General features: G+C 72.4%; 17 protein-coding genes. 13 read left to right on the forward strand and 4 right to left on the reverse strand.

What is annotated here, in order from left to right; translation table 11 throughout:
- Positions 1-10 precede the first annotated feature (10 nt).
- Complete coding sequence (locus tag AC0680_RS04455; RefSeq protein WP_478624801.1) at positions 11-1,252, reverse strand: helix-turn-helix transcriptional regulator; 1,242 nt, start codon at positions 1,250-1,252, stop codon at positions 11-13.
- 415 nt (positions 1,253-1,667) lie between these two features.
- Here AC0680_RS04455 and AC0680_RS04460 point away from each other — a divergent pair, with 415 nt between their 5' ends.
- Positions 1,668-2,909, forward strand: a complete 1,242-nt coding sequence (locus tag AC0680_RS04460) for an aldehyde dehydrogenase family protein (protein ID WP_478624803.1) — start codon at positions 1,668-1,670, stop codon at positions 2,907-2,909.
- Positions 2,906-4,627 (forward strand): thiamine pyrophosphate-binding protein, encoded by a 1,722-nt coding sequence (locus AC0680_RS04465; protein ID WP_478624804.1) that lies wholly within the window; start codon positions 2,906-2,908, stop codon positions 4,625-4,627. Before AC0680_RS04460 ends, AC0680_RS04465 begins: the two co-directional genes overlap by 4 nt.
- 278 nt (positions 4,628-4,905) lie before the next feature.
- Here AC0680_RS04465 and AC0680_RS04470 read toward each other — a convergent pair whose 3' ends face one another.
- Together AC0680_RS04470 and AC0680_RS04475 are read right to left on the reverse strand one after the other, a co-directional pair.
- Complete coding sequence (locus tag AC0680_RS04470) at positions 4,906-5,736, reverse strand: ABC transporter permease (RefSeq protein WP_478624806.1); 831 nt, start codon at positions 5,734-5,736, stop codon at positions 4,906-4,908.
- A gap of 14 nt (positions 5,737-5,750) precedes the next feature.
- Positions 5,751-6,419 (reverse strand): DUF1707 SHOCT-like domain-containing protein, encoded by a 669-nt coding sequence (locus AC0680_RS04475; RefSeq protein WP_478624807.1) that lies wholly within the window; start codon positions 6,417-6,419, stop codon positions 5,751-5,753.
- Between the two features lie 335 nt (positions 6,420-6,754).
- Here AC0680_RS04475 and AC0680_RS04480 point away from each other — a divergent pair, with 335 nt between their 5' ends.
- On the forward strand, positions 6,755-8,002 hold the full coding sequence (locus tag AC0680_RS04480; protein WP_478624808.1) for a helix-turn-helix domain-containing protein: 1,248 nt from the start codon (positions 6,755-6,757) through the stop codon (positions 8,000-8,002).
- A gap of 60 nt (positions 8,003-8,062) precedes the next feature.
- On the opposite strand, the gene AC0680_RS04485 is transcribed toward AC0680_RS04480, so the two are convergent.
- Positions 8,063-8,242, reverse strand: coding sequence for a DUF5708 family protein (locus AC0680_RS04485; protein ID WP_384424094.1), 180 nt, complete (start codon positions 8,240-8,242; stop codon positions 8,063-8,065).
- Positions 8,243-8,764: 522 nt separating this feature from the next.
- On the opposite strand from AC0680_RS04485, the gene AC0680_RS04490 reads away from it, so the two are divergent.
- From AC0680_RS04490 to AC0680_RS04535, 10 genes are all read left to right on the forward strand, one after another.
- Positions 8,765-10,024: a beta-ketoacyl-[acyl-carrier-protein] synthase family protein gene (locus AC0680_RS04490; protein ID WP_478624810.1), complete on the forward strand. Its 1,260-nt coding sequence runs from the start codon at positions 8,765-8,767 to the stop codon at positions 10,022-10,024.
- Complete coding sequence (locus tag AC0680_RS04495) at positions 10,021-10,167, forward strand: hypothetical protein (RefSeq protein WP_478624811.1); 147 nt, start codon at positions 10,021-10,023, stop codon at positions 10,165-10,167. The genes AC0680_RS04490 and AC0680_RS04495 overlap by 4 nt, the downstream gene beginning before the upstream one ends.
- Positions 10,149-10,910 (forward strand): GNAT family N-acetyltransferase, encoded by a 762-nt coding sequence (locus AC0680_RS04500; RefSeq protein ID WP_478624812.1) that lies wholly within the window; start codon positions 10,149-10,151, stop codon positions 10,908-10,910. The genes AC0680_RS04495 and AC0680_RS04500 overlap by 19 nt, the downstream gene beginning before the upstream one ends.
- Positions 10,907-13,564, forward strand: a complete 2,658-nt coding sequence (lanKC, locus tag AC0680_RS04505) for a class III lanthionine synthetase LanKC (protein ID WP_478624813.1) — start codon at positions 10,907-10,909, stop codon at positions 13,562-13,564. Before AC0680_RS04500 ends, lanKC begins: the two co-directional genes overlap by 4 nt.
- Before the next feature lie 9 nt (positions 13,565-13,573).
- Positions 13,574-13,651 (forward strand): class III lanthipeptide, encoded by a 78-nt coding sequence (locus tag AC0680_RS04510; RefSeq protein ID WP_355782455.1) that lies wholly within the window; start codon positions 13,574-13,576, stop codon positions 13,649-13,651.
- A gap of 118 nt (positions 13,652-13,769) precedes the next feature.
- Positions 13,770-13,865, forward strand: a complete 96-nt coding sequence (locus tag AC0680_RS04515; RefSeq protein ID WP_393485503.1) for a class III lanthipeptide — start codon at positions 13,770-13,772, stop codon at positions 13,863-13,865.
- Between the two features lie 67 nt (positions 13,866-13,932).
- A complete protein-coding gene (locus AC0680_RS04520; RefSeq protein WP_199812551.1) occupies positions 13,933-14,019 on the forward strand; it encodes a class III lanthipeptide in 87 nt (28 codons plus the stop codon).
- 94 nt (positions 14,020-14,113) lie between these two features.
- Positions 14,114-16,084 (forward strand): FAD/NAD(P)-binding protein, encoded by a 1,971-nt coding sequence (locus AC0680_RS04525; protein WP_478624815.1) that lies wholly within the window; start codon positions 14,114-14,116, stop codon positions 16,082-16,084.
- Positions 16,085-16,333: 249 nt separating this feature from the next.
- Complete coding sequence (locus AC0680_RS04530) at positions 16,334-16,759, forward strand: SseB family protein (protein ID WP_478624817.1); 426 nt, start codon at positions 16,334-16,336, stop codon at positions 16,757-16,759.
- The gene (locus AC0680_RS04535; RefSeq protein ID WP_478624819.1) at positions 16,759-17,157 is read left to right on the forward strand and encodes a hypothetical protein; all 399 of its coding nucleotides are present in this window, start codon (positions 16,759-16,761) and stop codon (positions 17,155-17,157) included. The genes AC0680_RS04530 and AC0680_RS04535 overlap by 1 nt, the downstream gene beginning before the upstream one ends.
- Positions 17,158-17,193 lie beyond the last annotated feature (36 nt).

Below are 17,193 nucleotides of genomic sequence, written 5' to 3' on the forward strand. Positions count from 1 at the left end.
AAGACGCCCCCTACGGCATCAGCACCGCGTGCGGATCCGGCCCCGCGCCCGTGCGGCCGCCGGCGCTCAGCTCGCGCCAGCTCTCCAGCGCCAGCCGGAAGGCGCCGGCCTGCTCGTACCCCTCGGCGGCCAGCTTGAAATCGGCCTCCGCGGCCTCCTCGGAGCGGTCCGCGCGATGGGCGCGGGCCAGATGGAGCAGACAGCGGGCGCGGTCCAGGGGCGGGAGTTCACCGGCGCCGAGGTCGATCGAGGCGGCGTGTTCGGCGGCCGCCATGGCTTCGTTGTGGCGCAGCGCCGCGGCCGTCTCCAGCAGGGCCAGCCAGGTCCCGCCGGACGGGGTGTCGACCAGCGCCGCGGCCTGCCGGGCCCGCGCCATCAGGGCGTCCGCCTCGTCGGCCGGACCCGCCGCGAGCGCCAGCAGCGTACGGGCCCGGGCCAGCCGCAGCCGGAGCCGTACGCCGTCCGTCGCGGCCAACTGCTGCTCCGCCTCGGCGAACAGCTCCAGCGCACGGTCCGCCTGGCCGCCCAGATACCGCGCACCGGCCACCGCCCACAGGGCGCTCGCCCGCAGTTCACCGGCCGGCAGGGCCGCGATCTCCTCGCCCAGCTCCGCCCCGAGCTGCTCGGCGCGGTTCCACTCCCCGCTGTCGACGGACGCGGACAGCAGCGCCACCTTGGCCTGCGCCCGCTCCGGGCGGCCGGACTCCAGCTCGCCGGTGACCCGCACCGCCTCCTCCGCGTAGCGCACGCCGTCCGGGAGGCGGCCCGCGGAGCGCAGCAGTTGGGAGAGTTCGACGGCGACCCGGGCGTGCAGCACCGGGGCGGAGCGGGTGAGCGGGTCGTCCAGCAGCCGGCGCAGGGCGGCCTCATGGCGCTCCGGTTCGTCGAGCCGGCCCAGGACGCCGGCCAGCTCCCAGTGCGCCTCCCAGCGCACCTCGTCCTGATCGGCGCCGGCCCGCTCCACCACCGACTCCAGCTGGCGCCGCGCCGCCGGCCAGTCGCCGGCCAGCGAACTGGCGCGGGCGGCCACCAACTCGCCGACCAAGCCCAGGCGCTGGGCGAGCCGGTCCCCGGCGTCCTCGGTGGCGCTGAGCGCCTCGACCGTCGTGCCGAGCCGTTCGGCGATGGATCGGGCGATCTTGGCGCTCGGGATTCTGCGGCCGTTCTCGACCAGCGAGACATAACTGGGGGAGAGATCGCCCCCGGCGAGGTCCCCCTGGGACAGACCCTGAGCGCGCCGGACCTCCCGCACTCGCTTCCCGAAAGCAGGCTGCTCAATCACCAAGAAAATCGCTCGCAGTTGAGTTGGGGGGACGGACAGTGACGGTCTGCGGACGGCTCCGTACGGAGGGAGCCAGATGACGGGGAGTCTACTCATCGGGCGCCCGCGCGGGGGCGGACAAGGGCGACCTTCCCCCGGCCGAGGAGTCACTTTTTGTCATGCTCGGAGGCTGGCATTCCCCTTGCCTCGGTGTGGGTATTGCGACAGATGAGAGGCCGGTTCGAGGTCCTCGCGCAGGGAGATCAGGGGAGTGGCAGGCGCCGAGCGGCAGCCTGGGCCGGCATCGCTTGTCACGTGGGCTAGTCGAGTGCATTGACTTTGCTTGACAATAAATGACAATTGGCTGACGCTGACCCTCCATGGACTACGCCCCGAGGAGGGACATATGAGCTCCGCTCCCGCATGGCCGACCGTGGCCGCCGAGCCGGAGGGCAGCATCGAGCGCCGACGTGCGGCGGCCGTGCACCGGGTCCGGGACTTCCTGGTGAACGACACCGGCACCGTGCACGACCTGCTGTGCGAGATCTCCACCCACCGCGCCGCGCGCTACGAGATCGAGTCGACCGTCGCCACCCTCGACGGGGCCCTGGACGAGGTGGCCGCCCACCGGCCCGGCCGGGTCCCCCGCCTGGCCGCCTTCATGCCGTCGAACGTCATCCTCTACTCCTACGCCCTCTACCTCCTGGTACCCGCCCTCTACACCGACCGCCTGGTCTTCCGCCCCTCCAGCCGCGTCAAGGACCAGATGCGCCGGCTGCACACCCTGCTCGCCGAACAGCACGGCCTGCCGATCACCCTCACCGGCGCCAGCCAGCGCGAGTTCCTGCACGACCACGTACTCCCCGCCGACGTCGTGGTCTTCACCGGTGCCTACGCCAACGCCGAGCAGATCCGCGCCCAGCTCTCCCCCGGCCAGCTGTTCGTCTTCCTCGGCTCCGGCGTCAACCCGTTCGTGGTCGCCCCCGGGGCCGACCCCGAGCAGGCGGCCCGCGACGCGATCGCCATCCGGGTCCTCAACACCGGCCAGGACTGCCTGGGCCCGGACCTCTTCAGCGTCCACGAGTCACTGCTCGACCCGTTCGTCGACGCCCTGGTCAGGGAGCTCAAGGGCCTGCGCTACGGCCCGTACACCGACCCCGAGGCCGACTTCGGGCCGATCTTCTACGACAGCGCACTGGCGGACGGCGCGCAGTTCCTCGCCGGCAACCGCGGCGAGATCGTGCACGGCGGGCACGTCGACTTCCGCGCCCGCCGCCTCGACCCCACCGTCGTCGTCGGCACGGAGGTCACCCCGCGCACCCACGTACCGGAGTTCTTCGCCCCGATCTTCAACGTCGCCGGCTACCGCGACGAGGACGCCCTCGCCGCGACCCTCACCACCGGCATGTTCACCGAACGCGCCCTGGGCTCCAGCGTCTACGGACACGCCCCCGCCCTCGTCGAGGCGTTGCGGCGGCGCACCACCGTCACCCTCGACACCACCCTGATGTCCATCGACGACGGCAACGCCCCCTTCGGCGGCTACGGCCGGATGGCCAACTACATCTCCGACGGCCGGGAACTGCACGCCGAGCCCGTACTGCTCTCCAAGGCCGTGGCCGCCCACCGCCCGGGAGCCGGCCGATGACCGCACGGACCCACCCCACCGCCTGGGCCGCGATCGCCGACCACCTCCGCCACCTCGGCACCACGGCGGTCTTCGGGCTGCCCGGCGACGACATGGCGCTGCTCGGCGAGCTGGAGCGGTCCGACACCGCCGTGGTGCTCTGCCGCGACCAGCGCAACGCCGTGTTCATGGCGACCGGTTACGCGCTCGCCGCCGGCCGCCCGGGGATCTGTGTGATCGGCAAGGGCCCGGCACTGACCAACGCGCTCACCGGCGTCCTGGAGGCGCGCTCGGCCGCCGCGCCGCTGATCCTGATCGCCGACGGCACCCGGCTCGACCGGCTGGGCACCGGCGCCTTCCAGGAGCTGGACCAGCTCACCGCGGTCCGCCCGTACGTGAAGTGGGCGACCCGCGTCGACCACGCCGAGCGGCTGCCCGCCGCGCTGGAGAAGGCCGCCGCCGTCGCCGTCAACGGCACCCCGGGCCCGGTCTACCTGGAGCTCGCCGAGCAGGTCGCGGCGGAACCGGTCACCCGCGGCGGGCCCTGGCGCCCGTCCGCGCCCCAGCGGTCGGCCCCCGACCCGGTCGCGCTGGCCGCCACCGCGAAGCGGATCGCCGCCGCCGAACGGCCGTTGCTGCTGGTCGGCGGCGGCGCCCGGCACCGCAACACCGGCCGCCGCATCGAGCGGTTCGCCGAGCAGCTCGGCGCCGGGATCTTCACCACCGCCTCCGGCCGCGGCACCGTCGCCGAGGACCACCCCCTCTACTGCGGCGTCAGCGGCCTCTACACCGTCGCGCCGATCGACGCCCTGTGGCGCGAGGCCGGTCTGGTCGTCGCGCTGGGCAGCCGACTGGAGGAGACCGCCACCTTCGGCTGGCCGGACGATGCGGGACAACTCCCGGTAATCCAGGCGGTGTTGGGCGAAGAGAGCCTGGTCATGGAGCGGCCCGGGGCGTATGTCCTCGGGGACGCCGGACGGATCGTGGACGGCTGGACGGAACTGCTGGCCGGCCACCGGCCGGGTGGCCACTGGCCGGAACGGGTCCGCACGGCGAAGGCCGCGCTGGCGCGGCGCGCCGTCGACCGGACGGAGGCGGCCGCGAAGGCGGCGCCCGAGGGCACCGTGCCCGTCGCCCGGGTGCTGGCGGCGCTCGACCGCGCCGTCCCCGCCGACCGGGTCCTGGTCCAGGAGAACGGCCTGCAGGACATGTGGTCGTACTTCTTCCCGCACTACGCGCTCGGCGCCGGCGGCGGCTCCGTCGTCCCCAGCGAGCAGACGCCGCTGGGCTTCGGCGCGGCCGCCGCCGTCGGCGTACGGCTGGCCGAGCCGGCCGGGCGGCCGGTGGTCGCGGTGGTCGGCGACGGCGCGTTCAACCTGTTCCGCGGCGAACTGCCCACCGTCGCCGACGCGGGCGCCGCCGTCCTCTACGTCGTCCTCGACAACGGCGGCTACGGCTGGCTCCAGTCCAACCTCGACCGCGTCTCCGGCCCGGCCTCGCGCTTCGCCTTCACCACGCCCCGCCCCACCGGCACCGAGGGCCTGGCCGGCGCGTACGGCCTCGGCTACCGCCGGGTGACGACCGCCGACGAACTGCCCGCCGCGCTGGCGGACGCCTGGCGCCGGGTCGCCGCGGGGACCACCGCGGTGGTCGAGGTGGCGGTCGCGCTGACCGACACCCCACCGGGGATGACCGGTTCGGCGGGCGACTTCCCCGAGCGTGAGGGCGAACAGCCTTAGGGGGATTCCCCTCGGGGGGCGGGGCTTGTCCGAGGGGGCGGGGCGGGGAGGCCCTGAGGTGCGGGGGAACAGAACCCGTAGGGGATGCGAGGGCCCCCTGCGGGGCCACAACGTGGGGAGCCGAGGCGGTATTCCCGGATCCCCGGCGGACGTTCGCGTGACCCGGCTCCCTCTGGCCCGGGGGTGGCCGGGAGGGGGCCGGGTCACGGCTTCTTCGTACGGTGGGTGCCACGCCGGGGGCGTGCACGGGGATGCACCACGTTCCGTACGGATCGGTGTCAGGTCTTGGTGCGGAACTTGGCGACGGCCAGTGGCGCGGTGGCCGCCGTGAGGCCCAGCGACCACACCAGCGTCCAGGTCACCGGGCCGGCCACCGGGCCCTCGCCCAAGGCGAGTCCGCGGGCCGCGTCGGCCATATGGGTCAGGGGGTTGATACGGGTGAAGGTCTGCAGCCAGTCCGGCATGGTGGCCGGCGAGACGAAGATCGAGGAGCCGAACTGCAGCGGCGTCAGGACCAGCACCGACAGGCCCTGGATCGCCTGCGCGGTGCGCAGCGTCAGGCCCAGCAGCATGAAGGTCCAGATCAGCGAGGTGCCGAAGACGGTGGTCAGGCCGATCGCGGCCAGTACGCCCGGCCAGCGGCCGCTGAAGTCGAAGCCGAGCACCGCGGTGACCATCAGCAGGACCGCGATGGCGACCAGCATCCGGCCGGTCTCCACCACCACCTTGGCCAGCAGCACCGAGGAGCGGGCGATGGGCATCGTACGGAAGCGGTCCATCACGCCCGTACGGAAGTCGTCGTTGACGCCGAGGCCGACGGCCATCGCGATGGTCATCCCGAGGATGACCATCAGCCCCGGCATCAGGAACGCGGTGTACTGCGCGCGGGAGCCGCCGATCGAGCCGCCGAAGACGAAGACGAACAGCACCGTCAGCACGATCGGCATCAGCAGGGCGTCGGTCATCGACGCCGGGTTCTGCCGGATCTGCAGGAGATTGCGGCGGACCAGCGCGCCGGTGTGCCGGGCGGTGGCCCGCAGGCCGATCCGGTCCTCGTCGGCGAGGTCCGCCGGCGGCGCGGTGCGGGGCAGGGCCCGATACGACGTCACGGCTTCCCCTCCGGTCAGGCCGCCCGGCCGCGGCGCTCGGCGAGCCACTTCTGCCAGTACGTGCGCCGGTCGGAACTGGGGTGGGCGACGACGATGTCGCCGAGGACGGCGGAGCCGACGATCCGCACGCGCGGAGTGACGGCCTCCGGCCCGGAGTGCGCCCGGGTCAGATCGCGCACATCGCCGAAGACGTTGCCGCAGTTCATCTCGACCCGCACGCCCTCGGGGAGGAGGAGATGCACATCGCCGATCAACGCGCGTGCCTTGATGGTCAGTTCGCCGGTCGGTGGTGCGGGGGAGGCGCACAGGTCGAGGGTGACATCACCGAAGACCGCGGTGGCCTCGATGCCGTGCTCCAGGGAGGGGCTGTGGTGGACGAGGTCGCCGAACAGGGCGCGGAAGGTGCGCTGTCCGGTCGCGGAGCCGGCCGACTCCGGGGGTGTCACATGCGGCAGATCCTCGCCGATGGACAGCAACTCCTCGCGGGTGCGCGCCAGATACGCCGCCTCGGACCGCTCGGCCAGTTCCTCCAGGGTTAACCGGCCTTCCGCGGTGGCCTCCCTGAGCCGTTCGACCATGTCCTCGCGCTCGGCGTCCGAGGCCAGTACCGCGCGCGACGAGGTGCCGGCGGCGGGCGGGGAGACCGGATCCTTGTGCAGATCGGGGCGTTGGGGCTGCGTCATGGATGGTGCCTCCGCAGGGTCCGGCGGGGAAGGGGTGGTGAGGGCTTCATCCGACCACGTCAGGGCGGGCCCGGACATCGCCGTGGGGTAGTACATCGAAAGGTTGACCCCGGGATCCGGCGCACACAGTTCGGTGTACTCGGCGTCCGGTTTTTCGGTCCCGGTCTAGTCGACGAAATGATCTCGGTAGCCCCGGGTGAAGACCGGTGAAGGAATCAAAACTTCGGTCGACTTCTTCTTGACTCGTTGGTAAAGTGCCCAGCACTCATTGTGACTCGCCGATTTGGTGCAGCCGGCAGGAGTCATCCACCGTTGAAATCCGGAGGGTTTGTCGAATGCCTGAGCTGGCGGACACCGGGCGGCGAATCAAAGAGCTTCGGGTCAGCGCGGGAATGACACAGCACGACCTTGCCGGGTCCGAAATGTCGTCCAGCTACATCTCGCTCGTCGAACGCGGTAAGCGCATTCCCAGCGGCCGGGCACTGAAGATCCTGGCGGCCCGCCTCGGGGTCGGCGTGGACGAAATATCCGCGGCCGGTGAGCCGGTGGAAAGCCCCGGTCGGGTGCGCAGGCTCGACCTGGTCGGACGATTGGTGGCGGCCCGCCGGCAATGGGAGGGCGGCGACGCCGAGGGTGCGCTGTCGGAATTCCGCGCACTGGCCGAGAGCGACCCGGCCGGCCGGCAGGACGACGTATTCACCGAGGCGCAGCTCGCCATTGCCGAAATACTGGGCACCCTCGGCCGCGCCGACGAGGGCGCCGAGGTCCTGCTGCGGATGCTGGACGCGCTCGCCCCCGCGCCGTACGCCGAGGCCCGCCTGCGGGCCCTGGTCGCGCTCGCGGACCTGCTGGAGTCGGCCGGCCGGGTCCAGGACGGCCTGCGCTACGCGCTCACCGGCTCCCTCGAATGCGCCGACCGGCACCCCGGCACCGGATTCCACTCGCTGCTCGTCCTCGACGTGCTCACCCGCTGCGCCTACTGGAGCGGCTGCCCCGACTGGGCGCCCGACACCGATCACGGCCGGCCCCCGGCGGACGGCGTGTTCCCGGGGCCGCGGGCCGTCATCGATCTGCACCGGGCGCTCGACCTGCGCGACCGGGGCGAGGCGGAGCGCGCCGCGGCGCTGCTGGGGGAGTGCGCCCGCCGGGTCACCCCGGCCGCCGGCTTCCCGCTCTGGGAGAAGATCAACGGGCATTACGCCCTGCTGCTGCTGGACCGCGGTGAGACGGCGACGGCCCGCGGCATCGTCGAACGCGGCCTGGTCGTCGCCTCGGTGGCGCAGGAGCCGGGCTTCCCGCTGTGGCTGACGACCGCGCGGGCGGTGTACGCGGAGGCGGCCGGCGACCGGGGCCGGCTGGCGGAGCTGGGCGAGGAGGTGGCCGCGCTGCCCGACACCGGCCGCAGCCATGAGAAGGCCGCCGCGCTCCTGGAGATCGCGGCGGCGTGTGAGCGGGCGGGGGACCGGGAAAGGGCGGCCGGGCACTTCCGGTATTCCGCGGAGCTGTTCCGCCAGGCCCAGGCGTACCGGCACGCCGAGCGGGCCCGGGAACGGCTGGCGAACCTCCTCGAAAAGCGGGGCTGACGACCGCCCGGCCCCACGTGCCCAGGCGACGCAAATGCCGTTATTGCGCGCAATGCGCAATTACTTATTGGCCTTCTTTCCCAACCCCAGTAGCGCGAACAAGGCCTCCGCGCCACCGACGATCGCCAGCACCAGCCCGACCTTGGAAAGCGAGACGTACGGAGTCTCCACTTCCTTTGTGGTCAGCCACATGATCAGGCCGACGATCGCCAGAACAATACCTACCGCAATACCCTTCATCAGTTCCCTCGTCCCTTGAGGCGGGGCCCCGCGCGAGCGGGCGGAGCCGGTTGTACGGACCAGCGTCCCGGCCGACCGGGGCATTCGGATCATCCGCAGGTAGGCACTTTCCGCCCCGCCGTCTGTCACTTTCTATGTACGCCGGGCCCTGCCGGGGGGCGACGAGCACTCACGAGGGGCCCGGGCGCCGGCCGCCACCAGCCGGCACCAGCCGCCGCCGGCCGCCATCCGGCCGGGCGCCCAGGCGGCGACGGGCACCGCCCCCGGGTCGACCAACCGGCCTCGTCACCCCCCTCCCCGGGCATCCCATAGTCAATTTTCATGACTAAGCAAGTCACGTGCCTGAGAGCGTTTTCGCTGGTGTGCGGCCTGGTGGTCATCCGTACTGCACCTCCGATGAGAGCGCTCGCCTGACTCTCCGTGCGGCAACCTGTTGACAAACCAATGACTCCCCTGTCATGTTTCTGGTCATGAGGACGCCCCGGCGCAACAACGGGGGCTGAAAATCAGGAGGCGGGTTTCATGGAGTTACGCACGGATCGGCGGCGCGTTGTCGTCACCGGCTGCGGCGTGGTGTCCCCCGTGGGAAACACCACCGCGGACTTCTGGACCGCTCTGCTCGCCGGCCGCAGCGGGGTGCGCGCCCTTTCCCGCTTCGACGCCTCCGGCCTCCCGGTCCGTATCGGCGGTGACCTCACCGGATTCGACACGACCGGCCACCTCACCCCGCAGGAGGCCCGGCGCAGCGACGCCTTCACCCAGTACGCGGTCGTCGCCGCGGCCCAGGCGCTGCGCGCCGCCGGCCTCGAACCGCCGGCCGGCATCGACCCGTACCGCTTCGCCGCGGTCATCGGCTCCGGCTACGGCGCCGCCCCCGCGATCCAGCAGCAGTACGACGTAATGAAGGAGCACGGCCCGCGCCGCGTCTCCCCGTACCACTCGGTCCTCACCGCCATCGACCACCCGACGAGCCTGCTGTCCATCAAGTACGGGATCGCCGGCCCCAGTCACGCGGTCTCCGCGGCCTGCGCCACCGGAGCGGTGGCCATCGGCGAGGCGGCCGCCCTGATCCGCAGCGGCCGCGCCGACCTCGCGCTGGCCGGCGGCACGGACGACTCGCTCACCGCCGTCGACCTGGCCGGCACCGCCAACGCCCGGGCCCTCTCCCGCCGCAACGACGACCCCGAAGGCGCCAGCCGGCCCTTCGACCGGGACCGCGACGGCTTCGTGATGTCCGTCGGCGCGACCGTCCTCACCCTCGAGGAGGCCGGGCACGCCGAACGCCGCGGCGCACCGATCCTCGCCGAGGTGGCCGGTTACGCCGCCACCACCGACGCCCACCACGCCACCGCCCCCGACCCCACCGGAGCCGGCGCCGTCCGCGCGATGCGCGGCGCACTCGACGACGCCGGCTGCGCCCCCGAAGACGTCGGACAGATCAGCGCGCACGGCACCGGCACCGTCCTCAACGACCGCATCGAGGCGGCCGCCCTGCGCGAGGTGTTCGGCCCCGACCACCTGCGCCGTACGCCGGTCACGGCCGTCAAGAGCATGACCGGGCACATGCTCGGCGCCTCCGGTGCCGCCGAGGCCGCCGCCGCGGTGCTCTCGCTGCGGGACCGCCGGATCCCACCGATCCGTAACTGCGACCACCCCGACGAGGAAGACCTCGACCTGGTCGTCAAGGGCGCCCGCGACTGGGACGGCGACGTGGTGCTGAGCAACTCGTTCGGCTTCGGCGGCCACAACGCCGTCCTCGTACTGAAGCGCCACACCGCGTGAGGCACGCGGCTCCCGCTGCGCCGCGACCCCAGACCCACGACCCCCAGACCCACGACACCGAGATCCACGACACCGAGATCCACGACACCGAGATCCACGACACCACCGAGGAGGTAGACGCACCGTGCAGGGACGACTGGTGACCTTGGAATGGCCCGGCGACGACGACTGGGCCGCGATCGCCTCCTGGCTGCGGCCCGGTTCGCCGGCGGCCGTGCTCAGCGGTGACTGGGAGCTGCTGGGCGCCGCCGAGGTCGAGCAGGCCAACCGCTCGGGGCGGGTCCACCACCTGGTGATCCGCACGAAGGACGGCGAACGCATCGGCACCGTCAGCTACCAGCGCTCCGGCCGGATCGGCGGCTTCACCGTCGGCGGCGCGATCGGCTCCCCCGAGCTGTGGCGCCGCGGCTACGGCGCGGAGGCCGTGGTGCTGCTCGTCGACTACCTCTTCCACCAGCTCGACGCGCACCGGGTGCAGGTCACCACCGCCGGATACAACAAGGGCATCATCCGGCTGATGACCAAGACCCCGTTCACGGTCGAGGGCATCCTGCGCGACCACTGCTACCTCGACGGCCAGTACCACGACGCGATCGTGTGGGGCCTGCTCCGCGACGAGCACTACGCCTCGCTCGAGCCCAGCGACGACAACCGCGTACTGAACGTCGGGCTGGACGACTTCGTCTCCGAGGACGACAAGACCCAGGCCCGCGCCATCCTGGCCGAGCACCTGTCGACGGCCGGCCGCCGCACCGCGCTGACCGCCTACCTGAACGACTCCACCAGGCCCGCAGAGGTCACAGCGCCCGCAGCAACCACAGCGTGCGAAGAGACCACAGCGTCCCAAGAGGCCGACGGCCCCGCATCCGCCCGAGGTGCCGCATGAGAGACGGCGCCGAGAGCTTCGCCCTGGCCGACCGCACATTCTTCGACTGGCCCGGCAACTGGGACCTGGAAGCCACCCGCTTCCCCGTCCCGCCCCTCCCCGACGGCTGGACGCACGACGAGAACGAGGCCTGGGCCTTCTGCCGCCCTCCCGAGGACCGGCTCCCCGACCAGGGCTGGAAGATCCACATCAGCGCGGCCCCCGACGACGCCCACCGCACCATCGCCGACGTCGCCGCCTACTGCACCCGGCACGGCCTGACCTTCAAGTACCTCAAGAGCGCCAACGTCCTGCGCGCCCTGAGCCGCAAGTACGCCCAGCGCTCCTCCGCCGGCAAGCTGCTGACCGTCTACCCGGCGGACGAGGCCGAGCTGGCCCGCACCCTCGATGGGCTGGACGCGATCGTCGGGGGCCGCCCCGGCCCGTACGTCCTGACCGATCTGCGCTTCCGGCAGGGTCCGCTCTACGTACGCTACGGAGGCTTCCGCACCTTCTACATGGAAGACGCCGACGGCGACCTGGTCACCGCGCTGCGGCGCCCGGACGGCTCCCTGGAGCCGGACCGCCGCACACCCGTCTTCCACACCCCGGACTGGGTCGTGCTGCCCGACGTCCTGAAGGACTCGCTGGCCGCCCGCCAGACCGTGGACGACTTCCCCTACCGGATCACCGGGGCGCTGCACTTCTCGCACGGCGGCGGCGTCTACCGCGCCGAGCCGGTCGGCGACCAGGTCCTCGGCGCCGGGCAGCGCAGCGTCGTCCTCAAGGAGGGCCGTCCCTACTCCGGTACGGACGGCGTCGGCCGGGACGCGGTCAGCCGGCTCGCCCACGAGCACCGCATCCTGACGAAGCTGGCCGGACTGCCCGGCATCCCGCGCACCTTCGGCACCCTCCAGGTCCGCGACCACCTGTTCCTGGTCCTGGAGGACATCGAGGGGCAGGACTTCCAGTCCTGGCTCGCCGGCGTCTACCCGCTGACCGTTCCCGAGCCCGACGAGACGGCCGTGGCCGCCCACCGGGACCGCGCCCTGGCCCTGTTCGGCCGGATCGAGGCGCTGATCGCCTCGGTGCACGGACGCGGCGTGCGCATCGGCGACCTGCACCCGGGCAACTTCATCATCCAGCCCGGCGACATCCCCGTCCTCCTGGACTTCGAGGTGGCCGACGCCGTCGACCGGGCCACCCCCAGCAGCCTCGGCGCCCCGGGTTTCCACCGGGCCGACGCCACCGGCGCGGACGGCGACCACTACGCGCTGGCCGCCATCGCGCTGTGGCTGTTCCTGCCGCTCGCCGCGCTCGGTGGCCTGGCCCCCGACAAGGCGCCGACGCTGCTCGACACCGCGGCACGGCGGTTCGGCCTCCCCGGCCACCTGGTGTCCCGGCTGGCCCCGCAGCTCGCCCCCAACGACAACACCACCGCCAAGATCCGCAGCGTCCAAGGCCCGTTCCCACCGCCCGACGTGCTGGCCTCGATCGGCCGCGGGCTGCGCGACAGCGCCACCCCGCACCGCACCGACCGGCTCTACCCGGGCGACTTCGCACAGTTCGCCGAGGGCGGCGCGGGTTTCGCACACGGCGCGGCCGGCGTCCTGTGGGCCCGGCACACCGTCCTCGGGGAGCACGACGAGCAGGGCGCGGCCTGGCTGCGCGCCGCCGTCGACCGGGTCCCCGCCGAGCGCACCGGCTTCTACGACGGACTGCACGGCATCGCCTACGTCTTAAGGCAGTTGGACGAGGAAGAGGCGGCCCAGCGCGCCCTCGACCGGGCGGCCGAACGGCTCCCCGTTCGCCACTGCCCCAGCCTCTACCGCGGCCTGTCCGGCGTCGGTCTGAACCTTCTGCACTTCGCCGACGCCCTGGACGACGACGCCCTGCGCCGCCAGGCCCTCGGCCTCGCCGACCGCGTCACCGAGCGGCTCACCGCGGCCCGCCGCGAACCCGTCGAGCGCAAGCGCCGGCGCGGTTCCACCCACGCCGCCGGGCTGATGTACGGCTGGTCGGGCCCGGCGCTGTTCCTGCTCCGCGCCCATCAGGCCACCGGCGACCCGGCTCTTCTGGACGAGGCGCTCCGCGCCGTCCACCGCGACCTGGACCGCTGCGCTCCGGGCCCGCAGGACACCCTCCACGTAGACGAGGGTTTCCGACTGCTGCCCTACCTGGACAACGGCAGCGCGGGCATCGCCCTGGTGGCGGCCGAACTCCTGCGCCACCGCGACGACGCACGGCTCCACGAGGCCCTGCCGGGCCTGCTGCGCGCCTGCTCCTGCGACTTCACCATCGAATCGGGCCTGTGGGGCGGCCGCGCCGGACTGATCGGCGCCCTGGCCACCCTGCGCGAGCACGTCCCGCTGCCCCCGGCCACCGCCGACCGGCATCTCCATCGCCACCTGGCCAATCTCCACCAGCACGCCATGACGCTGAACGGCGCGACGGTCTTCCCCTGCGACGGCCGGGCCCGGATCTCCATGGACGTGGCCACCGGCGGGGCCGGCGTACTGCTGGCCCTCGCCACCGCCGAACGGGGCACCGAGCTGCTGCCGTTCCTCACCGACCCGCGGTCCGCCGCGGCCGTTCACTCGGCCGTCCCGGAGCGCGCCACCACCGCCCCGTCCGGGGCGGCGGCCACTACGGACGACGGAAGGGAGGTGTCGTAAATGACCATCATGGATCTTCAGGGTCTGGAGGTGCCGGGCGAGCGTGAGGCCCAGGCGCTCGGCTCCACCGTCAGCACCGGCTGCTGACGCGGCGCCCGGCGGCCCGCGCACCGCTGTGCACGGGCCCGGGGCTCCAGGTGTCCCGCAACGGCACCTGGCACGTCAGTACCGCTGTCCACCGTCACTGCCACACCACCGGAGGGAGGTGTCGTCAATGACCATCATGGATCTTCAGGGTCTGGAGGTGCCGGGCGAGCGTGACGCTCAGGCGCTCGGCTCCACCGTCAGCGGCGGCTGCTGACACCGAGTTCGGTGTCCAGTACGCACGGTACACATCGGGACCGGACAACGGAAGGGAGGTGTCGTCAATGACCATCATGGACCTTCAGGGCCTGGAGGTGCCGGGCGAGCGTGAGGCCCAGGCGCTCGGCTCCACCGTCAGCACCGGCTGCTGACCCGGCGCCCGGTGGTCCCGCGCCTCGGCGCGGGCCACCGGGCCCTGTGTTGTTCGGGGAGGGAGAAATCAAGCGCCTTACGGACGGAGGCCAGTTGAACACCGGACGGTCGAACAGCTCCCCGGATCAGCCCCGTTCCCTGCCGCGCTCCCCCGCCCGTTCCCTGCCGCGCTCCTCGGCCCGCTCCCTCTGCGTCATCGGCTGCGGCCCCCGTGGCGCCTCCATCGTGGAGCGGATCCTCGCCAACGTCCCCGCCCTGTACGGTGACCGGCCGCTGGACCTGCACATCGTCGACCCGTACCCGCCGGGCGCCGGCCGCACATGGCGCACCGACCAGCCCGGCCTGCTGTGGATGAACTCCGCCGCCGAGCACGTCACCATCTACCCCGACGAGAGCGTCACCTGCGCCGGCCCGCCGCGCCCCGGCCCCACCACGGCCGGCTGGCTCGACGCCCCGCTCCACGACGGCTCCTACGCCGCCCGCCGCGACCAAGGCCGCTATCTGCGCCACTTCTTCGCCACGGTGACCCGCGACCTGCCCGCCTCCGTCCGGCTGTTCGTCCACCAGGCACGGGCGGTCGACCTACGGCGTACCGATGCGGACGCCGATGCGGACGCCGATGCGGACACTGCTACGGGCATCGATGCGGATTCCCATACGGACACCGATACGGACGCCCATACGGACGGGATCTCGCCCTCCGGCCGTCGCCAGCAGGTGATCCTCGACTCCGGCCGGCCGCCCCTCCTCGCCGATCGGGTTGTCCTCGCCCAAGGCCACACCCAGGCCCTCGCCGAACCCGCCCCACCCGGCCTGACCCGCATCGGCCCCGGCCCCGCCGACCCCGCCGCACTGGACCGGATACCGCCCGGCGCGCCGGTCCTCGTCCGCGGCCTGGGCCTGGTCTTCATCGACTGCCTGGCACTGCTGACCGAGGGCCGCGGCGGCCGCTACGACCGCACCCCCGACGGCCGTCTGCGCTATCTGCCGTCCGGCCGCGAGCCCCGCCTCCACGCGGGCTCCCGCCGCGGTGTCCCGCTCCCCCCGAAACCATCGGTCCCACCGCCCCCTTCGACCCCCTCGTCCCCTCCGGCCCTGCGTTTCGCCACCCTCGAGGCCTGCCGCGCCCTGCTCGCCCGTCCCCGGGCCTCCTTCACCCGCGACGTATGGCCGCTGATCCTGGCCGAACTGACCTGGTGCCACTACCGCGCCCTCTTCGCCGAACGGCCCGACCGCACCCGTATGACCTGGGACGACTTCGACGCCCAGTACGCGCTGCTGCTGACCGACGCCGAACGGCTTGCCAAACTCGCCCGCGAGGCGGTCCCCGACCCGGCCGACCGCCTCGACCTGGAGCGCCTGACCGCCCCCCTGGACGGCCTGACCTTCCCCGACACCGCCGCCCTCCAGCGCTACTTGCACGCCCACCTCACCGCGGTCCTGCGCAGCCGTACGGGACCCGCGCGCGGCGTCGCCACCGCCCTGGTCGACGCGCTCGCACGACTCGGCACGGTCATCGAGGAACTATGGCGCTCCGGCGATCTCCCGCCCGACCAAGTAGGCGACACCCTGGCCAAGTTCACCCTCGGCGCCTACCTCAGCTCGGGCCCCCCGCCCCTCCGCGCCGAACAACTCCTGGCCCTCGCCGAGGCGGGGGTGGTGACGTTCGTGGGGCCCGACATGCGCGTGGAGGTCGCCGAGCCGGGCCTGTCGGGGACACCCGCGCTCTTCCGGGCGACCAGCCCCGCCCTCCCCGGCACCGTCCACGAGGCGGCGATCCTCCTCGACGCGCGCTTGGCGGCCCCCGACCTCACCCGGCCCGCCGACCCCCTCCTCCGGGCCCTGACCTCCCGCGGCGAACTCGTCCCGGCCCGCACCCCGGACGGCACCCCCACCGGCCAACTCCACCTCTCCGGCGCGGATCTCCACCCCGTCGACGCACAAGGCACCGAGCACACGGACCGCATCATCGCGGGCCCGGCCCAGTTCCCCCGCCCGGGAACCGACGCCGTGTACTTCCGCCAGAACGACGCCATTGCGCGGAACCTGCTCGGGGACGCCTGAGGGCGATCGAGAACGAGGCCACGGCGGGCCGCAGCAACCCGTCATAGCCTCCGCCATTCCCGCCTGAAATCACCATCCCATCCCAACTCGCCCTATTTGCCTCCCCATCCCACCCCTTATTTGAAAACAAAAAGAACCGACGGCCGGTTTTTCCTCCTCGTGTCCCCGGCGGCGTTGTCAGTGCCGTATGCCAAAGTGGATGGAACAGTTGAGCGGGGAATCGGGTATCGGGGGAGGGGCCGGACCGCCATGTCCTTGGCCGAAGAGGTAGCGGCAATTCACGCGGGACAGCCGGATCCAGCCGCGTTGGTGGGCGAATTCCGCCGCACTCATGTCTTGATTCCGACGGTCAACGACACACTCCTCTCGACGGAGTCGGACGGCATCCGCTGGCTGTACGCCTTCACCGACGAGGACGCCCTCTCGCGCTTCGCGCTCTCCCGCGGCAGTGAGCCCGGCGCGGAGTGGCAGTACGTCACGGTGTCCGGCGCCCGCGTCCTTGACGTGCTGATTCCCGACATCGAGGGCCCTACGGGGGTGGCCCTGGACGCCGGTAGCGAGCAGGGCGCGCTGTTCCCGCCGGTCGCCGGGATCGTCCCCGACAGGGCGGCCATCGACGTATCAACGGGTGACGGGTCGGGCGACTTCGCGCCGCACAGGGGGGAAGCGCAGTAATGGGCCTGATAGGCGGGAGTGGGTACCAGCTTGAGCCCGAGGCTTTCGAGCAGCTCACCAAAGGCATCAAGGCCGCGACGGCCGAACTCAAAGAGCTGGGCTTTGACGTGGAAGCCCAACTTGGCCGCGGTTTCGACAAATTGTCCCTGGACAGCATGGAATGCGGTGACGACGGCCTGGCAGCCGTCCTGGAGTCCTTCTGCGAACGCTGGGGATGGGGCGTCCGCACCTTGATGCAGGACGCCAACCAATTCTCCAAAAAGCTGGGCCTGACCGCCGGCATTTACTACGAGCAGGAGCAGTACGTCTCGGACGCGCTGAAGCAGACCGCGAACGCGCCATCGGCGACCCGTCCAAGACAGCCGAGCAGCTGCACAAGACGTCCTGGGGCGACATAGCCGCCGACAACCCCCTCAACGTCGACTTCGACCCGA

It is taken from the genome of Streptomyces sp. NPDC043738, assembly GCF_056436545.1.